General features: G+C 44.2%; 18 protein-coding genes. All 18 read right to left on the reverse strand.

The genetic code is table 11. The features are described from left to right. Window positions 1-66 precede the first annotated feature (66 nt). A complete protein-coding gene (wecB, locus tag FFL34_RS07620; protein ID WP_138602908.1) occupies window positions 67-1,191 on the reverse strand; it encodes a non-hydrolyzing UDP-N-acetylglucosamine 2-epimerase in 1,125 nt (374 codons plus the stop codon). 18 nt (window positions 1,192-1,209) lie between these two features. Then, window positions 1,210-1,839, reverse strand: coding sequence for a uracil phosphoribosyltransferase (gene upp, locus FFL34_RS07625; RefSeq protein WP_138602909.1), 630 nt, complete (start codon window positions 1,837-1,839; stop codon window positions 1,210-1,212). Between the two features lie 241 nt (window positions 1,840-2,080). Continuing rightward, a complete protein-coding gene (locus FFL34_RS07630; RefSeq protein ID WP_138602910.1) occupies window positions 2,081-3,316 on the reverse strand; it encodes a serine hydroxymethyltransferase in 1,236 nt (411 codons plus the stop codon). Window positions 3,317-3,669: 353 nt separating this feature from the next. Beyond that, a complete protein-coding gene (locus FFL34_RS07635) occupies window positions 3,670-4,230 on the reverse strand; it encodes a TIGR01440 family protein (protein ID WP_138602911.1) in 561 nt (186 codons plus the stop codon). Between the two features lie 40 nt (window positions 4,231-4,270). Next, window positions 4,271-4,711 (reverse strand): ribose 5-phosphate isomerase B, encoded by a 441-nt coding sequence (gene rpiB, locus FFL34_RS07640; protein WP_138602912.1) that lies wholly within the window; start codon window positions 4,709-4,711, stop codon window positions 4,271-4,273. 61 nt (window positions 4,712-4,772) lie between these two features. Continuing rightward, a complete protein-coding gene (locus FFL34_RS07645; protein WP_138602913.1) occupies window positions 4,773-5,375 on the reverse strand; it encodes a low molecular weight protein arginine phosphatase in 603 nt (200 codons plus the stop codon). A gap of 957 nt (window positions 5,376-6,332) precedes the next feature. Beyond that, window positions 6,333-6,989, reverse strand: coding sequence for a VC0807 family protein (locus FFL34_RS07650; RefSeq protein ID WP_138602914.1), 657 nt, complete (start codon window positions 6,987-6,989; stop codon window positions 6,333-6,335). Between the two features lie 1,209 nt (window positions 6,990-8,198). Beyond that, window positions 8,199-8,525: a hypothetical protein gene (locus FFL34_RS07655; protein WP_138602915.1), complete on the reverse strand. Its 327-nt coding sequence runs from the start codon at window positions 8,523-8,525 to the stop codon at window positions 8,199-8,201. Window positions 8,526-8,651: 126 nt separating this feature from the next. Then, window positions 8,652-8,969 (reverse strand): hypothetical protein, encoded by a 318-nt coding sequence (locus tag FFL34_RS07660; RefSeq protein ID WP_181954989.1) that lies wholly within the window; start codon window positions 8,967-8,969, stop codon window positions 8,652-8,654. A gap of 406 nt (window positions 8,970-9,375) precedes the next feature. Beyond that, window positions 9,376-9,930, reverse strand: coding sequence for a manganese efflux pump MntP (locus FFL34_RS07665; protein ID WP_138602917.1), 555 nt, complete (start codon window positions 9,928-9,930; stop codon window positions 9,376-9,378). Window positions 9,931-10,107: 177 nt separating this feature from the next. Beyond that, a complete protein-coding gene (locus tag FFL34_RS07670) occupies window positions 10,108-11,130 on the reverse strand; it encodes an L-threonylcarbamoyladenylate synthase (RefSeq protein WP_138602918.1) in 1,023 nt (340 codons plus the stop codon). Between the two features lie 330 nt (window positions 11,131-11,460). Beyond that, window positions 11,461-11,862, reverse strand: a complete 402-nt coding sequence (locus FFL34_RS07675) for a GNAT family N-acetyltransferase (RefSeq protein WP_138602919.1) — start codon at window positions 11,860-11,862, stop codon at window positions 11,461-11,463. A gap of 54 nt (window positions 11,863-11,916) precedes the next feature. Beyond that, window positions 11,917-12,534: a stage II sporulation protein R gene (spoIIR, locus tag FFL34_RS07680; RefSeq protein WP_138602920.1), complete on the reverse strand. Its 618-nt coding sequence runs from the start codon at window positions 12,532-12,534 to the stop codon at window positions 11,917-11,919. A gap of 156 nt (window positions 12,535-12,690) precedes the next feature. Further along, on the reverse strand, window positions 12,691-13,551 hold the full coding sequence (gene prmC, locus FFL34_RS07685) for a peptide chain release factor N(5)-glutamine methyltransferase (RefSeq protein ID WP_138602921.1): 861 nt from the start codon (window positions 13,549-13,551) through the stop codon (window positions 12,691-12,693). Window positions 13,552-13,553: 2 nt separating this feature from the next. Continuing rightward, on the reverse strand, window positions 13,554-14,624 hold the full coding sequence (gene prfA, locus FFL34_RS07690; RefSeq protein WP_138602922.1) for a peptide chain release factor 1: 1,071 nt from the start codon (window positions 14,622-14,624) through the stop codon (window positions 13,554-13,556). Between the two features lie 247 nt (window positions 14,625-14,871). Then, the gene (locus tag FFL34_RS07695; RefSeq protein ID WP_138602923.1) at window positions 14,872-15,501 is read right to left on the reverse strand and encodes a thymidine kinase; all 630 of its coding nucleotides are present in this window, start codon (window positions 15,499-15,501) and stop codon (window positions 14,872-14,874) included. Between the two features lie 637 nt (window positions 15,502-16,138). Next, a complete protein-coding gene (locus tag FFL34_RS07700) occupies window positions 16,139-16,384 on the reverse strand; it encodes a type B 50S ribosomal protein L31 (RefSeq protein WP_138602924.1) in 246 nt (81 codons plus the stop codon). A gap of 147 nt (window positions 16,385-16,531) precedes the next feature. Continuing rightward, a complete protein-coding gene (gene rho / locus FFL34_RS07705; RefSeq protein WP_138602925.1) occupies window positions 16,532-17,812 on the reverse strand; it encodes a transcription termination factor Rho in 1,281 nt (426 codons plus the stop codon). Between the last annotated feature and the right edge of the window lie 304 nt (window positions 17,813-18,116).

Consider the following 18,116-nt stretch of genomic DNA (forward strand, 5'->3'; position numbering starts at 1 on the left):
TTTCGGGCCGGGCCGCGCGAGTTTTCCTGGTGATTGAAAAGGATCCAGCCGCTGCTGGATCCTTCCTTATTTTTCCTGATTGGACATGTATTTCTCAATTGCGTCAGCGATCCTGCCGGCAGCTTCTCCATCACCATAAGGGTTGGAGGCTTTGGCCATTTTTTCATGAGCAGTTTCATCGCGCAACAATTCATCAGCAAGGTTAAAGATGGTTTCCTCATCGGTTCCGGCCAATTTCAATGTACCTGCGTCAATACCTTCTGGGCGTTCGGTTGTATTGCGCAGGACAAGTACCGGCACGCCTAGTGATGGCGCTTCCTCCTGCACACCACCTGAATCGGTCATGATTAGATGCGATTTGGCGGCAAAATTATGAAAGTCAACCACACCAAGCGGTTCAATCAATTTAATCCGATCGTCATTTCCTAAAATATGGTTGGCCGTCTCTTGGACAACCGGATTCAGATGGACCGGATAAATAACTTGAATATCGTTATGGGTATCAACAAGCCGCTTGATGGCTCGGAACATTTGCTCCATATTACTGCCGAGGTTTTCCCGGCGATGTGCTGTCACAAGAACTAGACGCCGATCACCGACCTCGTCGATAACAGGGCTGGAATAAGTAGTATCAACGGTCGTTTTTAACGCATCAATAGCTGTATTTCCGGTAACTACGATGCTATCGGCGGATTTGTTTTCATGCAGCAAATTCTGTTGGGCTTTTGGTGTCGGGGCAAAATGTAAATCGGCCATGACACCTGTCAGTTGGCGGTTCATCTCTTCCGGATACGGGGAATATTTATCCCACGTGCGCAAGCCAGCCTCAACATGACCAACTGCTATCTGATTATAATAGGCTGCAAGAGACGCGGCAAACGTGGTTGTCGTGTCACCATGAACGAGTACCATGTCCGGCTCCGTCTCTTTCATGACCGCATCCAGTCCTTCCAGTGCCCTTGTTGTAATCTGAGCTAGCGATTGCTTCTTTTTCATGATGTTCAGGTCAAAGTCTGGCGTGATACCGAAAATGGACAGCACTTGATCAAGCATTTCACGATGCTGAGCAGTTACCGCGACAATCGACTCAAATTTTTCCGGGCGTTTTTTCAGCTCCAGGACAAGCGGAGCCATTTTAATCGCTTCCGGCCTTGTTCCAAAAATGCTCAACACTTTAATCCGTTTGCTCACGCTTCATTCACCCCATCATTATTTTGTGCCATATAGACGGTCGCCGGCATCGCCAAGCCCCGGAATAATATAGCCATGTTCATCTAAACGCTCGTCCAGCGCTGCAAGAAAGATATCAACATCAGGATGCTCGTTCTGAATGACCTCGACGCCTTCTGGTGCCCCAACCAAACACATAAGGCGGATCTGTTTTGCCCCGCGTTTTTTCAAGGACTGGATTGCGTCATTGGCTGATCCACCTGTTGCCAGCATTGGATCAATAACAATCAGCTCACGTTCTTCAATATCCGATGGCAGCTTAATATAATATTCGTGTGGCTGAAAAGTTTCAGGATCGCGATACATACCGACATGACCTACCCGTGCAGCAGGAATCAGCTGTAACATCCCATCAACCATGCCAAGTCCAGCGCGCAGAATCGGAATCAACCCGATTTTCTTACCGGCTAAAATATTCGTTTTTGCTTCTGTCACCGGTGTTTGCGTTGTTGTCTCCTGCAGCGGCAGATTCCTTGTTATTTCAAAAGCCATCAGCATGGCAACCTCGTCCACCAGCTCCCGGAATTCCTTTGTCCCAGTATCTTTATCACGTATGTACGTCAACTTATGCTGAATCAGCGGATGATCCAGTACATGTACTCTTCCCAATTTAACGACACTCCTTCTTATAAATGGCATCTGTAAAATTGTACTGAAAAAAAGTCACACTTGCAAGCGGGGTGCGGGTACATGATTGTCCAAGATATGCGGGCTACTGGCGCAAGGTGCGAGTTTCACCCCCGGCCGCGCGACTTTTTCCATTTTCGCGAGCGTTTCACCCCCGGCCGCGCGACTTCCGCACCGGATCGCACGACAAAAAGGATGCTCCTAGTAGGAACATCCTTTTTGTTTATTTATATAATGGGAATTTGTCGGCCAATGTGTGTACACGAGTTTTTGCTTCCTGCAGCACATTTTCGTCGTCGTGATTTTTCAGGACGGTGGCGATGATGGATGCGACTTCTTTCATTTCCGCCTCTTTAAAGCCACGTGTGGTCACAGCTGCAGTTCCTACGCGAAGGCCACTCGTGACGGATGGGCTTTCCTTATCAAATGGGATCGTATTTTTGTTTGCTGTGATTCCGATATCATCGAGCACGCTTTCGGCAGTTTTTCCTGTCAGGTCGAGTGGGGTGACATCAAGCAAAAGCAAATGGTTGTCTGTTCCGCCTGATACGATCCGTACGCCCTCATCCTTCAGGGCATCACTTAGCGCTTTTGCGTTGCGGATGATTTGTTCGGAATAGCTTTTAAATTCATCGGTCAATGCTTCCTTAAATGATACGGCCTTGGCTGCGATGACATGCATTAACGGCCCGCCCTGCATACGAGGGAATACAGCTTTGTCAATCTTTTTCGCATATTCTTCTTTGCACAGAATCATACCGCCACGAGGGCCGCGCAATGTCTTATGCGTCGTCGTCGTTACAAAATCGGCATATGGAACTGGATTTTGATGAAGTCCGGCCGCGACAAGTCCGGCAATATGCGCCATGTCGACCAGCAGGTAAGCATCGACACTGTCAGCTATTTCCCGGAATTTAGCAAAATCAAGCTCGCGTGCATAGGCGCTGGCACCGACGATGATTAATTTCGGCTGGACTTCTTTTGCTCGTTCGAGAACCGCATCATAATCAAGCTGTTCGGTCTCCTTATCCACACCGTAATCAACAACATTGTACAGTTTCCCGCTGAAATTCACCGGGCTGCCATGTGTCAAATGGCCACCATGACTCAAATTCATGCCAAGAATAGTATCACCCGGCTGCAAAACGGAAAAGTAAACGGCCATGTTTGCTTGTGCTCCGGAATGCGGCTGAACGTTAGCGTGATCGGCACCGAATAATTCTTTCGCCCGGTCGCGTGCCAGGTTCTCCACGACGTCAACATGCTCACACCCGCCGTAGTAGCGTTTCCCTGGGTAGCCTTCTGCGTATTTGTTCGTCAGCACCGACCCCATTGCTTCCATCACTACTTCTGAGACAAAATTTTCTGATGCAATCAATTCTATTTTTTCGTGCTGACGCGTCTTTTCTGCCTGCATTGCTTCAAAAACTTCCATATCTGTCTGCTTTACATGTTCCATATGTATTTCCCCCTCGTATCATATTGTTTAGACCGCATATTCAGCCTATTATTTCTTCACAGCTATATTGGCTCCGTTACCTGTTACTACTGGCGGACGCTTTTTCCAAGCCTTTTGGAAGAAACCAACTGCCCCGTTACTTTGTGCGATATGGCGCTAACGTAGCTCTCCTTGTCTTGCGGCTCCTTGGGTTGCTGTAAACAACTGAAAGCAAAATTAGCCACGTCCTGCTACGACGAACAGAACGTGACGGCTTTCCCTGCAAGTACACTCGCGCTTTTCGCACTGTACTAACCTGCCAGCACTGCACTAATGTAATAGATTACAAGAATGCATCCGCGTACCATCGTCAGTTATTCCGGATAGACCGCACGTTTGCCGCCGATTAGTTTTGGCCTGGTTCGGGCGGTAGTCACCCGTGCATTCCCAACCGTTCGGTGTTTAAGTCGGAGCGGGATGGCTACTGGCCGCAAATGCATGCCTATCATCGTTTCCCCGATATCGATACCATGATCTGCCGTTACGGTTTCGGCAACAACAGGATCTTTCATCGATTTATAAGCGTAAGATGCCATGGAACCGCCTGCTTTTGGAACAGGAACAGCGGTGACTTCTTGGAATTGATGCCGCTTTAGTGTTTCCCGTTCCATGACCAGTGCACGGTTCAGATGTTCGCAGCTTTGGAAAGCGAGATTAATGCCAGTTTCAGTCTGCAGTGATGTCAGCGCTTCATAAATAATCGAAGCAAGTTCTTCGCTGCCGGATGTGCCAATGCGTTCACCAGCAACCTCACTCGTCGAACAGCCGACAACAACGAGGTCACTTGCTCGTAAATGCCCGCTTGCAGCCCACTCATTGACAATCAAATCCACATCCGCTTTGACCTGTTCATGCAAATTCGAAGCATCACACATACAAATCACCCCTGGCTATAAATTTATTCCTAGCGCAGTATCAGCTGTTTTCGTACGCTGCTACTTTGTCCAGACGATTGGTGTGCCGGCCACCGTCGAATGCTGTTTCCAGCCAGACTTTTGCGATTTCACGCGCGAGTCCCGGACCAATCACCCGCTCTCCCATCGCCAATACGTTCGAGTCATTGTGCTGACGGGTTAGTTTGGCACTATACACATCGCTAACGAGTGCGCAGCGGATACCCTTTACTTTGTTTGCGGTAATGGACATGCCAATGCCTGTTCCACAAATGAAAATGCCCCGGTCAAACTCACCGTTTGCTACCCGTTCTGCCGCTGGTAGCGCATAGTCGGGATAGTCAACCGACGTCTCACAGGAGCAACCTGCATCCTCATAAGTAATATCCATTTCGTCCAAAAGCTTTTTCACTTCATTACGGAGCGTCATTCCCGCGTGGTCTGCTGTTATGAGTACATTCATGTGAATACGTCCTTTCTTCCTGTTGTTTTATAGCCACCGTTCTAACACGGCCTACTCCCATTTAGCTATCCAATTTTTCCACCAGTTTATTCACATACGTTTCCAATTCAGTCAGCGTCTGCTCGTAGATGGTTCTCCCGCCGCCAAACGGGTCGGCTATATCATAATCGATCAGGGCCGCTTCCAGTTGACGGATTTTTTCCCATTCGCTTTGTAAATGTTTCTCCAATTCCTGCTCAAGCTGTTTACCGTCAAGATGCCGGAACTCCTGCATCAGGCGCGCTCGTTTCTCCTCATAGTCGGCACGCCGCTGGGTCAGTTCCTTCCACCGATCTTCATCGGCTTGGGAGACATATTCTTTCAGCGTGTAATATTTTTCCTGAAAGTCGGGAAATTCCATGATGAGCGACTGCTTATGCCCTGTCGTCATCGTCAGAACCAGATCCGCCCAACGGAGCAATTCGTCTGTCACCGGCTGTGATGCTGTATTTATGGAAATGCCTTTTTGTTTCAGCACCTCGATTGCCTGGTCATTCGGGCGCTGGCTATGCGCAGCAAAGATACCCGCCGATTGAACCGCGGCAGCAGGCACTTTCTGTTTTAATAACGCTTCTGCCATGGGACTCCGGCATGTATTACCGGTGCAAACAAACAATATATTCATCAGAGTACCTCCGCAAGCTGATAATCCTATATAAACTATACCATAAAATCGGCCGTATTGTCAGAAAAAAATGAGGAAATGTCACCTTTAAACTTTATGAGCGATTTTTCTCACTTCCTGCCTACTTCAAAACTCAACCTCTGTAAAAAATTTAAGCTCCTAGAGTTGACTGTGGCCAACTTGCATCTTGACTTATAACAACTGTTTTAACATCCGATTTAATAAGTAAAAACGCTTGGATAGGTTATGGCTTATCCAAGCGTTTTTTGTTTTGTTTTATTATTTCCTTTCACAATAGCGCGCGTTTTTTTGCACTGTGATTTATTAATACCAGAACGGTATTTAGGAAAACAATTTGAAAAGCAACAGATATTATAATTACACCAGCTCGACAATATTGGTGTTGATATTAATATAGATGCCGATGCTATTGCACGACGATTGGATCCGGAAAATCCAACTGCAAAAAGAGTTGCTGCGGGAAAAGGTTCAATTGAAACAACCCTTGCTGGAAAGAATGCGCTTAAACAAATAGCGAAAGCAAAAGAATATGGTTATGAAGTGACTATGCTTTAATTGCACTCGGGTAATGTTAGTAAAAATATCGAAAGAGTTGCAATGAGGGTTAAGAATGGCGGTCATGTTATTTATTCCGTGAAAGCGCCCGATCGTAAAATTTTTCTAACTACTTTTGTTATTTTTTAAGCTTAATAACTCATAAAGGCAGATACAAAAGAGAAAAATTACGCCTAAAATTATAAAGCTACTTACTTTAGGTAAATCTAAAATAAAGATTATTAAGATAAATATAATAGCAACTATACTCGCTTCTAAATATTCTCTTTTCTTTGAATTTCTTTTGTTGGGCATAATATCACTCCCACACTATGGCTCCAATAAGTGAATACACGCTTATTAAACAACTGCGCCCGATTGTGTAGCAAAGTATATTCCAATCTAAATCTCAGCACCCCCTGAAGATTCCTTCTCTTCGTTACTCAATTGCGCAGAGTATTGCGCAATTTTATTGCTAACAAAAAGGAATGCTAAAAAAATCAAAGCGCTAAATATCCAACCACTTATATTCATATATATAATTACTTTATCGTAGCCGTTTGCTCCATATGATTTGATTAAAGATGCCTTTAATGAATTCAAAAAAAGACCACGAAAAACAAATAATAAATTTACTAATTGAAACCATAAAAATAAGCCTTTTGATTTATATAACTTTCGACTATCTTTGCGAGAGTAACCCTGCAAGTATGCCACATCTACAGCGAAATAAAGTGCCAATGGTTTTTTTATTATTGTTGAGATTAAAAAAATCACTCCGAAACCATAGCCAAGATACACCTGATTCCAAAGCATATTATTTGCAGATGTAGATAATAAATTAACAGCAGTACTAATAAACAACGATGTAATAACGAAAAGCCCAGCTATGTTGAGCTGCTTTTCTTTAATAAAACGATAAACAGTATAGATAAATCCAGGAACGGTTGACAAAAGTATAGCCGTGTAATCGCCAAGTGGCTCTCTTCCATAATTCCATATTAAAAAGGGTATAGCTCCATAACATATCAAATCCAGAATCATAAGTCTTTTATTCATCGGCGTCACCAAGCAATCAAAAAACCCCTTTCTGACATTCAAAGGTCATCTCTACAAAATAATATAAATTCCCTTTTCTATAAAAATAACGGTTATCTTATTCATGATAAGCGCCCTTTAACGGAAGAAAGCAAGATGTTTCATTCTTCACATATTCGAGATTCCTATCCCGACAAAAATTAAACCGAATATTATAGAGCTTAATAATAGTATAATGAAGCAGGTAATAATGATAATAAAGTTTCTAAAAGAACCTAGAACGAGATATCTGACGAAAGAAACCCAACCTGTTAATACAAATAGTAATATAATACATACTTGTAAAAATTGGGGTAAATATAAATTGTAGGAGACAGGGAAAAAAATAAGCCACGCTAAAAATAAGTATTGTCCAGTTAGTGATAAAATTAAAAATTTCAAACCTTATCTCCCCTTATTCCCGAAAAGCGCCTTTTTGTTGAAGAGACAATCAATCCAAAGAGTTTAGCTTATTATATAAGACCCTTTTCTTTCGTTCTATTTTCTTGACCTTTTTAAAAGTAATTAAAGAGAGAATCACTAATAACGTATACATCTCACTGTATTTATCGTTTTTGTAGTCATTTATAATATCCATACAGAACCAACTCCTTTTCAGGAATACTAATTTTATTCAAGGAAAGCGCCCGATTGTTTTATTTTTTGTTTTTGAAATCCTCAGCCTTTTCTGCAGATATATTACGGCAAAGGCAATGGCAAGGATGTACAATACTCCATCTATAATTCTAACAGTTACCGTGTATTCAAAGAATGTACTAGCCAAGAATCGCAGTACCCCAATAGCAACTAAGTCAATTATCATTATCCATTTATAGAACTTGTAACTAATAATAATCCCTCCAACTTCCACAAAATGGCCCAATTCAGGCACAGTGCTTATTCAACAACTGCGCCCTATTCTGGAACAATGCCTTTTCAACAACCGCATCCTATAGTACGCTCAGAGCTTTTGATAATCGTCCATCTTAACCCTTATTACCATTTTTTGTACTTTTGATGGACCGTATAACCATCCAAGTGACGAAACCAATCAAAGAGACAAAAATGATAAGTGCAATATTGGCAGTACCTATTATTTCCATTCTATCCCTCCTGTTATTGCTGTCCTATATGTGATTGTTCAACTTTTGCGCCCGTTAATGAAAAAGGCGTTATTACTCCAAAGAATATTTATCCTCTTTTTGATGAACTTGAAAATTTAAATATTGCAACCAATAGGGTAATAATACTTAATGCCCAAAAGACACCTGCAAAACCTATTTGTAGCGAATTCTCTTCAGAAGCCATCGGGTGGTTGTAATCAAGTTGTAAAGTAACAGCATTCATAAAGAAAACGAACGCAATTGATAACAGTATTAAATGCACCAAAATTAACAAATAAGCTATGCTGTTCCTTTTATTTTTAACCCATAACGCGATAGTGGATATCGAAAATACTAAAACGATAAAAACAAAACCAATTATCAATAAATTTGGAACCTCTTGCTCTAAAGGCACAATTATCCCCCTAACCTTTTACCTTAAAATTATAACTACTTTAACAACGCGCAATGAAGTTGTTCAACATAATGGCCCATTTCATTAAGGGCGCCAATACTTATTCCCTATTAGCGCCCGATTGCTTTATAATGCGCTTCTTTCGCGATACAAGCGCAACGTAAGTGCATTTAACAAAATGGTAACTATGACAAGTACCGTTGAAGCAACAGCTACACCGCGCATTGTATCTGCCAGTGCAGCAAAGTCTTCAATTTTTACCAAGTAAAGGTTGTAAAAAATTTGAAAACATATTGCGATAGCACAAACGCTAAAACTGATAATGGTAAGAGCAATCCATTTCATATTCATCTGTTTTTTACCTACCGCAAGATTAATAAAAAGAATTATCCAAGCTATTAAACCAAGCATCAAACTGCCGAGGTTAAGCAAACCAGCACCCATTATAAGTCATCCCACCTTCATTTTCTTTCTAAATTTCTCCTCAATCTGGCCCGTTTGTTGAAGAACAAAATGTTCATATCCTTGTATATATTCTAACATATATTAGAAAAAATCTTTGTATTCTTTTATTTAGACTTTTTATTAACGGAGCATTTGACATCAAAAAACATTATACCAATGACTACGTTAAATGGTATGATGTTTCTTGTTAATTCAGTTTTTCTCCATCAAAAGAGAACCAATTTTAGAAGTAGCTTTTATGTTTATCAAGGTTGTCAAGGTAACAATTAGAAGTGTTTCAAGCTTGTCACAGTTAACTGTAGGTTCTTCATCTTTTGATGCGAAGGTTGAGTTAATTTAAAAAAGACTTTCCACCGTTACTAGCAGAAAGTCCGTTCGTCCAGGTTTAGCCAAACAGAACATACAGCCCGAACCCGCAAAGAATACTGCCGCCGAGCATTTCACTGTACACACCAAGCAATCCATGCACTTTTCTCCCTAAGATCATCCCGGCCCACGTAAGGACCATGCTGGCGGTGGCGAACGACAATAACGTCACCACTGTTCGTACTTCTGACATACCAAGGCTAAGCCCAACGGAAAAACTGTCAAGGCTGACACTGAGAGCAAAGAACAACAGCCCCATCCCTGCAGGCTGCACCAGTTTTGGAGATTCATAGTTAAACGCGGAGAAAAACATTTGTGCTCCAATACCAAACAACAACAGTCCACCGATTAGTGTTGTATAATCACCAAATTGACCCGAAATGGCTTGTCCCAGCAAAATACCAATAAACGGCATGATGATATGAAAGATGCCAATGACCACTCCGATAAATGCAATCCGTTTCAGCCTGAGCTGCTGCATCCCCAGACCAAGGCTGACGGAAAAGGCATCCATCCCGAGCGCAATGGCCATAAACATAATTGATACGAATTCCCCTGCATAATAAACTGCCATCGATAATCCTCCCTGGACATGCTACTTCACTATATGCACGGGAGGATGCAAATATGTTTTGACATAGACGGTCAGACTATATGTTTGCTTGAATAAAACACCTTACTCAGTCATTTTCTATCACTTATCCATAACCAGACATCTCGCTATCGAAAAACTTGTGATGAAGTTATTTTTTCACTCGCTGATATAGTTGGTGGCTGCTTTTCGCAGACGGTTCATGATGGCCTGTCCAATGCTTGTCTCCGGAAATGTTTCACATAAAATAACATCGACGTCTGCATGCTTAAACAATCGCAATGCATCATAGATATTGGCTGCTACTTCCGGTAACGTAGCGCCGAGCGGGGTGACTTTGTCCGCTTGTAGCTTGTTAGCCGTATCTGTCCCGGCCATGACACCGACGCGTTTTTGCTGCTTGTGTTCTGCGTCAATGACAGCCTGAATGTTTTCCGGTGGTCCGGCTACGAGCCACAACGGTACTTCCGGCGCATAATGCGTATATTTCATGCCTGGTGCTTTCGGTTTTTCACCGGTACTTGCGAGCGCCGGATCGACCATCACCGTACCGCACACTGCTTGTAGTTGTTCTTTCGTGATGCCGCCCGGCCGTAAAATTACCGGTATGCCCTGTGTACAATCGACCACCGTTGATTCCAGACCAACCCCGGTCGGCCCTGCATCGACAAGCCCGGCTATCTTGCCATGAAGATCACTCCACACATGGTCAGCTGTCGTTGGGCTTGGTTTGCCGGATACATTCGCACTCGGCGCGGCTATTGGGGTGTTGCAGGCTTCGAGCAATGCCTGTGCAACCGGGTGGTCAGGAATACGCACACCGATTGTGGATAACCCTGCCGTTACATTGCGTGCACATATGCCTTTTTCGGGGAGCACTAATGTGATAGGTCCGGGCGTGAATGCATCTACCAATTGTTCGGCAACCGGCGGCAATGTACCCACAAGACTGCGCAATTGCGGCAAAGAGGCTACGTGCGCAATCAATGGGTTATCCCCAGGCCGTCCTTTTGCTTCGAATATACGCGCAACAGCTGCTTCATTCGTTGCGTCGGCACCAAGGCCGTAAACTGTTTCAGTCGGAAAGGCAACCGTTTCCCCGTTCCGCATCAGGGCGGCTGCTTCCTGAATAGCATTGTCATCTATCTCGTCTCTATGGATGATCCATCGTTTCGTTTCCATCAGCTTTGTCCCTCTTTTCTATCGTACATTGTAGCTGATGGTTGCTTTCTACGCAAAAAGAAAGCAGCCTGTTCGTTATTCACAGGCTGTCCACAATCGAAGGATATAATTCCACGTTAATATTGATTTATTCACAAATTTTAAACAACATGTGGATAACCCGTATAGACTGGGTAAAATAATCCGAAACCGCTATCATTATTTGGTCGATTTCGGACTATAAATGGATCATCCATTTGTTTTTCCACAATGTTGTGCATAAAATTTTAGCGTTATCCACGAAAATCAACAAGTTATCAACAAATTCCTGTGGACAAATGTGGATATGTACTAGGAAACGTTGTACGTCCACCAATTTCCATTGTTTTTTGGGAGTTTATCCGTTATTTCATTTTCCTTTTGTGGATAAAATTGCAACGCTTCAAGTAACACATCCACCATTGGCTGGTGACTGTGGACAAATACTTGTTTTGCCTGTTTTTCTTTTGCCAGCGCTAGAATGGTTTCCAGTAGAACAGGCAATGACCCTGCCTTATTTTTCGTGACATAGAGCTGCTTCAGCCAATAAATGTCATCTTCCACCGTGTCTAGTACGAAGCAGCCTTCAATCGTGTCGTCTATCTCCACAACATAGCCTTTTTCCAGCAATAGATTCTTTTCAACATCTTTATTATCTTTTAAAAAGCGTTGGAGCTTCTCTTCTGATGCATGGTTTGCTGCGATAATTTCCATCTTGATCACCTCATAGCATTCTTTTTCTAGCATTCTATGCGGAAACTAGAAAAACTATGACCAATCAAACCATTCAAAGAGAAAAAACTTCACTTCTGCCTTGTCTTCTTTGTCTTCGCGTTCGTCGGCTTTATTCTCGTCTTTTTCTTCCGCTTCAGCGACACTTGTTCCATTCGAAAAGTCTAAAAAGCACAATGGCGGGAACAATACACACCACCAATTCGCACCTTTTCCTTTGCCAAGTGTGATTAGCACGGCTTCATACTCACCAGCGGGATATAAATACGACCCATATAGCTTAGCTGGGAACGTAACATTTTTTCCGTACTCAACGTTGTAGGATTGCTCTTTATTTTCTTCTTTTAATACGTCACCAACGATTTTTTTAATTTCAGGAGTGCGGTTTTCTATCATTGTTCGCGCTTGCTCGATATTCGTAATATCCCCAACCCATTCCGTGATTGCAGCATTTACTTCATCACGAACTTTCCGCTTCAACTGTTGATCGTCCTGCTTATCACTGTTAGCCAAAATCCGTAGTCTAATTGCTTCATCCGGGATAACCTCTACATCTGATTGCGCATCAGATTCCATTTCCTCACTCGTACTTACTAAAGGAAGTGAAAATAATAGAATAAAAAATATAATAATAGCAACCGTTATCTTCCTCATATAAAAAATCCCCTCTCCAACCTGTTTAGCAACAGTCTGGACAGAGGAAAGAAAAAACATACTAGCAATCTAGCAAAAACTTTTCGTGAACCAGGGGGACACGCGTGAACCAAGGGGACAGGTTCACTGGGCCGCGCGTGAACCAGGGGGACAGGTTTACTGGTCCGGAATACATGCATGAACGATGCGGTTTTTCCGATTAATGTCTGGCAGGATGGTGATGGTGCTTTCCGGGATGGCTTGATGGAGCAGGTCTTTAACAGCTGTTCCTTGTTCATGGCCGATCTCCAGAAAAACATGGCCGGGCCGGTTGATCACTTGCGTTAAATCAGCAATTATCTGTTTATACGCTGCAAGACCGTCATCAGCAGCAAACAGGGCAAGCTCCGGGTCGAAGTTTTTGACGGTATCGGCCAGCTGATCCTTCTCAGAGGCTGCAATATACGGCGGATTGGAGACTAGTATGTCAGGACGGATATTTTCATTGATTAGAGGCGCGAGACCATCTCCGTGTAAAAATGTCACATCCACCCCTAGCTTATCGGCATTTTCCCGGGCAACATGGAGCGCCTCTGGTGAAATATCTGTTGCATAAACGGTCGCATGCGGCAGTTCAAGTGCGAGCGTAATGGCAATCACACCACTGCCAGTACCGATATCAACTAACGTGAGCGGTTTGCCGGAAGCGTTGTGGATAACCTTTTCCACAAGTTCCTCCGTTTCTGGCCTTGGAATGAGTGTATGTTCATTCACATGAAAATCCCGCCCGTAAAATGGTGCCATCCCGGTCAAATGCTCCAATGGGATACCGGTTTCGACATGCTGCTGAATCCCTTGCCAGAAACGCTCTAAAACGGCTTCCGGCACAACATCGTGCATCATGGTCAAAAAGGTTGTCCGCGTCACTTGCAGACAGTCCATCAGCAGCAATTCGGCAAATTTAGGCTCGCGGCCATTTTGTTCTAAAAAAAGAGAAGCCCGGCGTAGGACTTCATACTGTTGCACATCTTTTTCCATGGTTATTCACCAATTTCATCCAGTTTTTTTGCCTGTTCTTCCAAAAGCAGCGCGTCGATAAATTCATCCAGTTTGCCCTCCATCACCTGATCAAGCTTCTGGATCGTCAAACCGATACGATGATCAGTGACGCGAGACTGCGGAAAATTGTACGTACGAATACGTTCGGAGCGGTCACCGGTACCGACAGCCGATTTACGGTTCTCGTCAATCTCCGCCTGCGCTTCCTTCTGGTACATGTCATAAATACGCGCACGAAGCACTTTCATCGCTTTTTCCTTGTTTTTGATCTGGGATTTCTCATCCTGGCAGGAAACGACGATACCGGTTGGCTCGTGAGTCAAGCGCACTGCGGACATTGTCGTATTGACGCTTTGCCCCCCGGGACCGCTTGATGCGAACGTGTCGACGCGGATGTCTTTTTCATTGATGTCCACTTCCACATCTTCCGCTTCCGGCAAAACGGCAACCGTGGCAGTAGATGTGTGGATGCGGCCGCCGGATTCCGTTTCCGGGACACGCTGCACGCGATGGGCGCCATTTTCATATTTCAGCTTGGAATAGGCTCCTGTACCATTGACCATAAAAATGATTTCCTTGTAGCCGCCGACACCGGTCGTGTGCGCTTCAACGACATCAATTTTCCACCCTTGTGCCTCGGCATACTTGGCATACATGCGGTAAAGATCGCCGGCAAACAGCGCCGCTTCGTCACCACCGGCAGCCCCACGAACTTCCATGAACACGTTCTTATCGTCATTCGGGTCTTTTGGCAGAAGCAAGAGCCGAAGCCGTTCCTCCAATTTCTCCTTCTCATTGGTTAGCTCTTCAATCTCAGCTTTAGCCATGTCTTTCATTTCATCATCTGATTCGTCTTCCAACATTTCCTTCGCATCGTCCAGCTGCTGAGTCACTTCTTTATACTGTCCGTACGCCTGAACGACTTCCTCCAGATCAGATTGTTCCTTGGAATATTCACGCAGTTTAGTTGTATCATTGATTACTTCCGGATCACTGAGCAATTCATTCAATTTATTGTAACGATCTTCCAATGATTGTAAACGATCTAACACAACGGTCACCTCTTTTCGATTAACATTCTAATTATAATATACGCGGGTTGGCAGGTCAAAGTTATGACAACTTAGGAGTGAGTCAAGTTTTTGCGGGAAGTTTCTCTCGACTATAGTTAGTATCTTACGCGCAGCACGGATCGGGAAGCGAAAGTCGCGCGACAGTCGGGTGAGTTGCACGGACCGGGGCAAAACCCGCGTGAAAATCGAGAAGCTCGCGCGGGGCGAGCCGAATCTCACGCAAAAATCAAGAAAGTCGCGTGGACCAGTGTTCCTGTCCCCGCGGTTCTTCTTTGGGCTTGTTCGGGACGTCATGATGGTGGCGGCATCTTGGTTCATATGATTCTGATGCTCCGACGAGTATGACCGGGTCGTCATAGGAAGCGGGCTTTCCATTAATCAGCCGCTGCGTACGGCTTGCGGGAGATCCGCAAATCGGACAGATGGCGTTTAATTTGGAGACAGACTCGCTCTGGGCCATGAGTTTTGGCATTGGGCCGAATGGCTCACCGCGAAAGTTGGTATCTAATCCTGCAATGATCACGCGAGTCCCTTTATTCGCCAGGTAATCAACAACAGCGGTTATCTTCTCATCAAAAAATTGTACCTCATCGATTCCGACGACATCAATATGCTGTTCGCCAAGGCTGTCAAGCAATTCCGCGGCATTTTTCGCAGGACGTGCAATAATTGACGTACCATTGTGGGAAACGACGGACTCATCAGCAAATCTGTCGTCAATAGCCGGTTTAAATACCCTGACTGACAAATTTCCATACGTTGCACGACGTACTCGCCGGATGAGTTCTTCCGATTTTCCGGAGAACATGCTGCCACAAATTACTTCTACCCAGCCGCTTTGTTTCATAACGTACATGTCGGGATCTCCCTTCAAGGTTGTAATTCTATTATGTAGCAATGGCTTGCTATTATTTTTATTCGATATCAATTAGGAGGGTTCGCTAATGTTAAACATATCTTCGGGCGTAAAAGTGAAAAAACAGGCAACAATAGTTACATTGCCTGTTTTTCCTCTAAGAGACGTATGCTGACCGGTCGGCTTCACTTTTTAATCAATCCAGCTTCCCGGGCTAGCGGCTCAGCTTTTTACTCAATCTAGCTTCGGCTCCCAGGGGCTAGTAGACTTCCTTCACCTCCGTACGATAAGTCAACAACGGCTCGCTATCGCTCGCCGTGTTTCCTTTATCTCCTACGGCGAACTCCAGTCTATACGCCCCTAAACGGTCGCCTCAGCTTTTTAATCAATCCAGCTTCCCGGGCTAGCGGCTCGTGTCGTAAGCAATAACCCCTTCGAACGGAAAAACCGCCGTTCTACGGGTTTCTTGCTTACGCATGTCGCCGCTGACCAAGCCCGCTCAGCTTTTTAACTTAATCCAGTTCCGCCTCCCAGGGGCTCGTGTCATAAGCAATGGACACTTCAAACACCAAAACCGGGCGTTTTACGGTCCCTTGCTTATGCAGTCGCCCCTAAACGGTCGGCTTCACTTTTTAACTTACTTCATATTATATTTTTTCTTGAAGCGGTCTACGCGTCCGCCGACTTTATCCGCTTTTTGTTTTCCGGTGTAGAATGGGTGTGATGCTGAGCTGATCTCAGTACGAATTAATGGGTATGTGTTGCCATCTTCCCATTCAATGGTTTCCTCAGAAGTTTGTGTTGAACCGCTTAGGAATTTAAAGTCTGAGCTTGTATCCAAAAACACAACTTTTCTGTACTCCGGATGGATGTCTTTTTTCATAGTTTTTCCACTCCTTCTTGCCCTGTAACCTTTGGAAACAGAGTTATTGTAAGAGGTGACAGGCAGTATACCTTATCCAAACTCACATAAAAAGATTATAACAGTGGAGCGTTATGATTGCAATAGCAAACAATTCCTTGCACTTGCTTAACGTTCCATCTTTTTGCGTTTCATTTCTTCTTCCATCTGCTGAAGAAATTCAGCGTTGTTTTTCGTAGCACGTAACCGTTTCAAGAAGCGGTCAAGAAAGTTATTAGAATCCTGCATCGTCTTGCGGATTGCCCACATTTTATCAAGATGATATTTGGAAACGAGCAGTTCTTCTTTTCGTGTTCCGGATTTCAGGATATCGATAGAAGGGAAAATCCGGCGCTCGGCAAGGTTGCGATCCAGATGCAATTCCATATTTCCGGTTCCTTTAAATTCTTCATATACAACGTCATCCATGCGTGAGCCTGTATCCACCAGCGCTGTTGCCAGGACGGTGAAACTTCCGCCTTCTTCAATATTTCTAGCCGCACCAAAGAAACGTTTCGGACGGTGGAAGGCTGCCGGGTCAATACCCCCGGAAAGTGTCCGGCCACTTGGCGGAATAACAAGGTTGTATGCACGGGCAAGCCGGGTGATACTGTCCATCAGCACGATGACATCGCGTTTATGTTCAACGAGACGCATCGCCCGTTCCAATACTAGCTCGGATACTTTAATATGACTTTCCGGTACCTCATCGAATGTGGAGCTGACGACATCTACATCTTCATGGACCGAGCGCTCGATATCCGTGACTTCTTCCGGGCGCTCGTCTACTAGCAAGATAATCAGTTTAGCATCCGGATGATTGATGGAAATACTATTGGCAATTTGTTTCAAAAGCATCGTTTTTCCGGCTTTTGGCGGTGCAACGATGAGTCCACGCTGACCGAAGCCAATCGGGGTCATTAAATCGATAATACGGGTCGATAAATTTTTTGTTTCTCGCTCTAGCTGCATGAATCGATCGGGATAAAGTGCTGTGAGCGCAGGAAAGTGCACCCGTTCTTTGGCCGTTTCCGGGTCTTCCCCATTCACCGCATCAACGTGCAATAGCCCGTAATAACGTTCATTTTCTTTTGGCGGTCTTACTTTCCCGGATACTTTATCACCGTTACGCAAATCGAAACGGCGGATCTGTGAAGCAGAAATGTAAATGTCTTCAGCACTTGGAGAATAATTGATTGGTCTGAGGAAGCCGAATCCTTCTGATGGAATAATTTCCAGTATTCCATCCATAAACAAGAAGCCGTCTTTTTCCGCTTGTGCTTTTAGTATAGCGAAAATAAGTTCCCGCTTTGTCAGTTTTGCATAATATGAGACTTTATATTCCCTTGCCTGGGCGTAGAGTTCCTTTAGTGTCAGCGTCTCTAGCTGGGAAATGCTTAATGATGCCATTCAATTCACCACACCTATTTATTTTTTTCCATCTATTTATAAATACTATGAATAATCGATAGTTTGTCCACATTTGTCTTTCGTTTTAACTACTCCATGTAGCCGACGTCCGATGTTTCTTTTTGTATCTTTACTGGCAGGTTTCAGGCGCATGCGCGCTTAAGTGGCGGCTATTTGGGGTTTTGGGCTGTTGGATCCCTCCCCAATTATTGCTACCTGAAAATATAAAAGAAATGAAGAGTTGTCGGAAGTAGAATTGAAGTTTGCCTATCTCTATATAATAACCATAGACTGCTATGAATAA

The organism is Lentibacillus cibarius (genome assembly GCF_005887555.1).
GTDB lineage: Bacteria > Bacillota > Bacilli > Bacillales > Amphibacillaceae > Lentibacillus > Lentibacillus cibarius.

Coding starts and splice junctions, on each gene's coding strand:
- prmC (WP_138602921.1), bottom strand. CDS start 13,551: ATGGAAAAAGATGTGCAACAGTATGAAGTCCTACGCCGGGCTTCTCTT.
- FFL34_RS07635 (WP_138602911.1), bottom strand. CDS start 4,230: ATGTGTGATGCTTCGAATTTGCATGAACAGGTCAAAGCGGATGTGGAT.
- spoIIR (WP_138602920.1), bottom strand. CDS start 12,534: ATGAGGAAGATAACGGTTGCTATTATTATATTTTTTATTCTATTATTT.
- FFL34_RS07665 (WP_138602917.1), bottom strand. CDS start 9,930: ATGGCAGTTTATTATGCAGGGGAATTCGTATCAATTATGTTTATGGCC.
- FFL34_RS07670 (WP_138602918.1), bottom strand. CDS start 11,130: ATGGAAACGAAACGATGGATCATCCATAGAGACGAGATAGATGACAAT.
- FFL34_RS07675 (WP_138602919.1), bottom strand. CDS start 11,862: ATGGAAATTATCGCAGCAAACCATGCATCAGAAGAGAAGCTCCAACGC.
- FFL34_RS07660 (WP_181954989.1), bottom strand. CDS start 8,969: ATGGGTGCTGGTTTGCTTAACCTCGGCAGTTTGATGCTTGGTTTAATA.
- rpiB (WP_138602912.1), bottom strand. CDS start 4,711: ATGAATGTACTCATAACAGCAGACCACGCGGGAATGACGCTCCGTAAT.
- FFL34_RS07695 (WP_138602923.1), bottom strand. CDS start 15,501: ATGTACGTTATGAAACAAAGCGGCTGGGTAGAAGTAATTTGTGGCAGC.
- FFL34_RS07645 (WP_138602913.1), bottom strand. CDS start 5,375: ATGAATATATTGTTTGTTTGCACCGGTAATACATGCCGGAGTCCCATG.
- rho (WP_138602925.1), bottom strand. CDS start 17,812: ATGGCATCATTAAGCATTTCCCAGCTAGAGACGCTGACACTAAAGGAA.
- FFL34_RS07650 (WP_138602914.1), bottom strand. CDS start 6,989: ATGAATAAAAGACTTATGATTCTGGATTTGATATGTTATGGAGCTATA.
- FFL34_RS07700 (WP_138602924.1), bottom strand. CDS start 16,384: ATGAAAAAAGACATCCATCCGGAGTACAGAAAAGTTGTGTTTTTGGAT.
- FFL34_RS07630 (WP_138602910.1), bottom strand. CDS start 3,316: ATGGAACATGTAAAGCAGACAGATATGGAAGTTTTTGAAGCAATGCAG.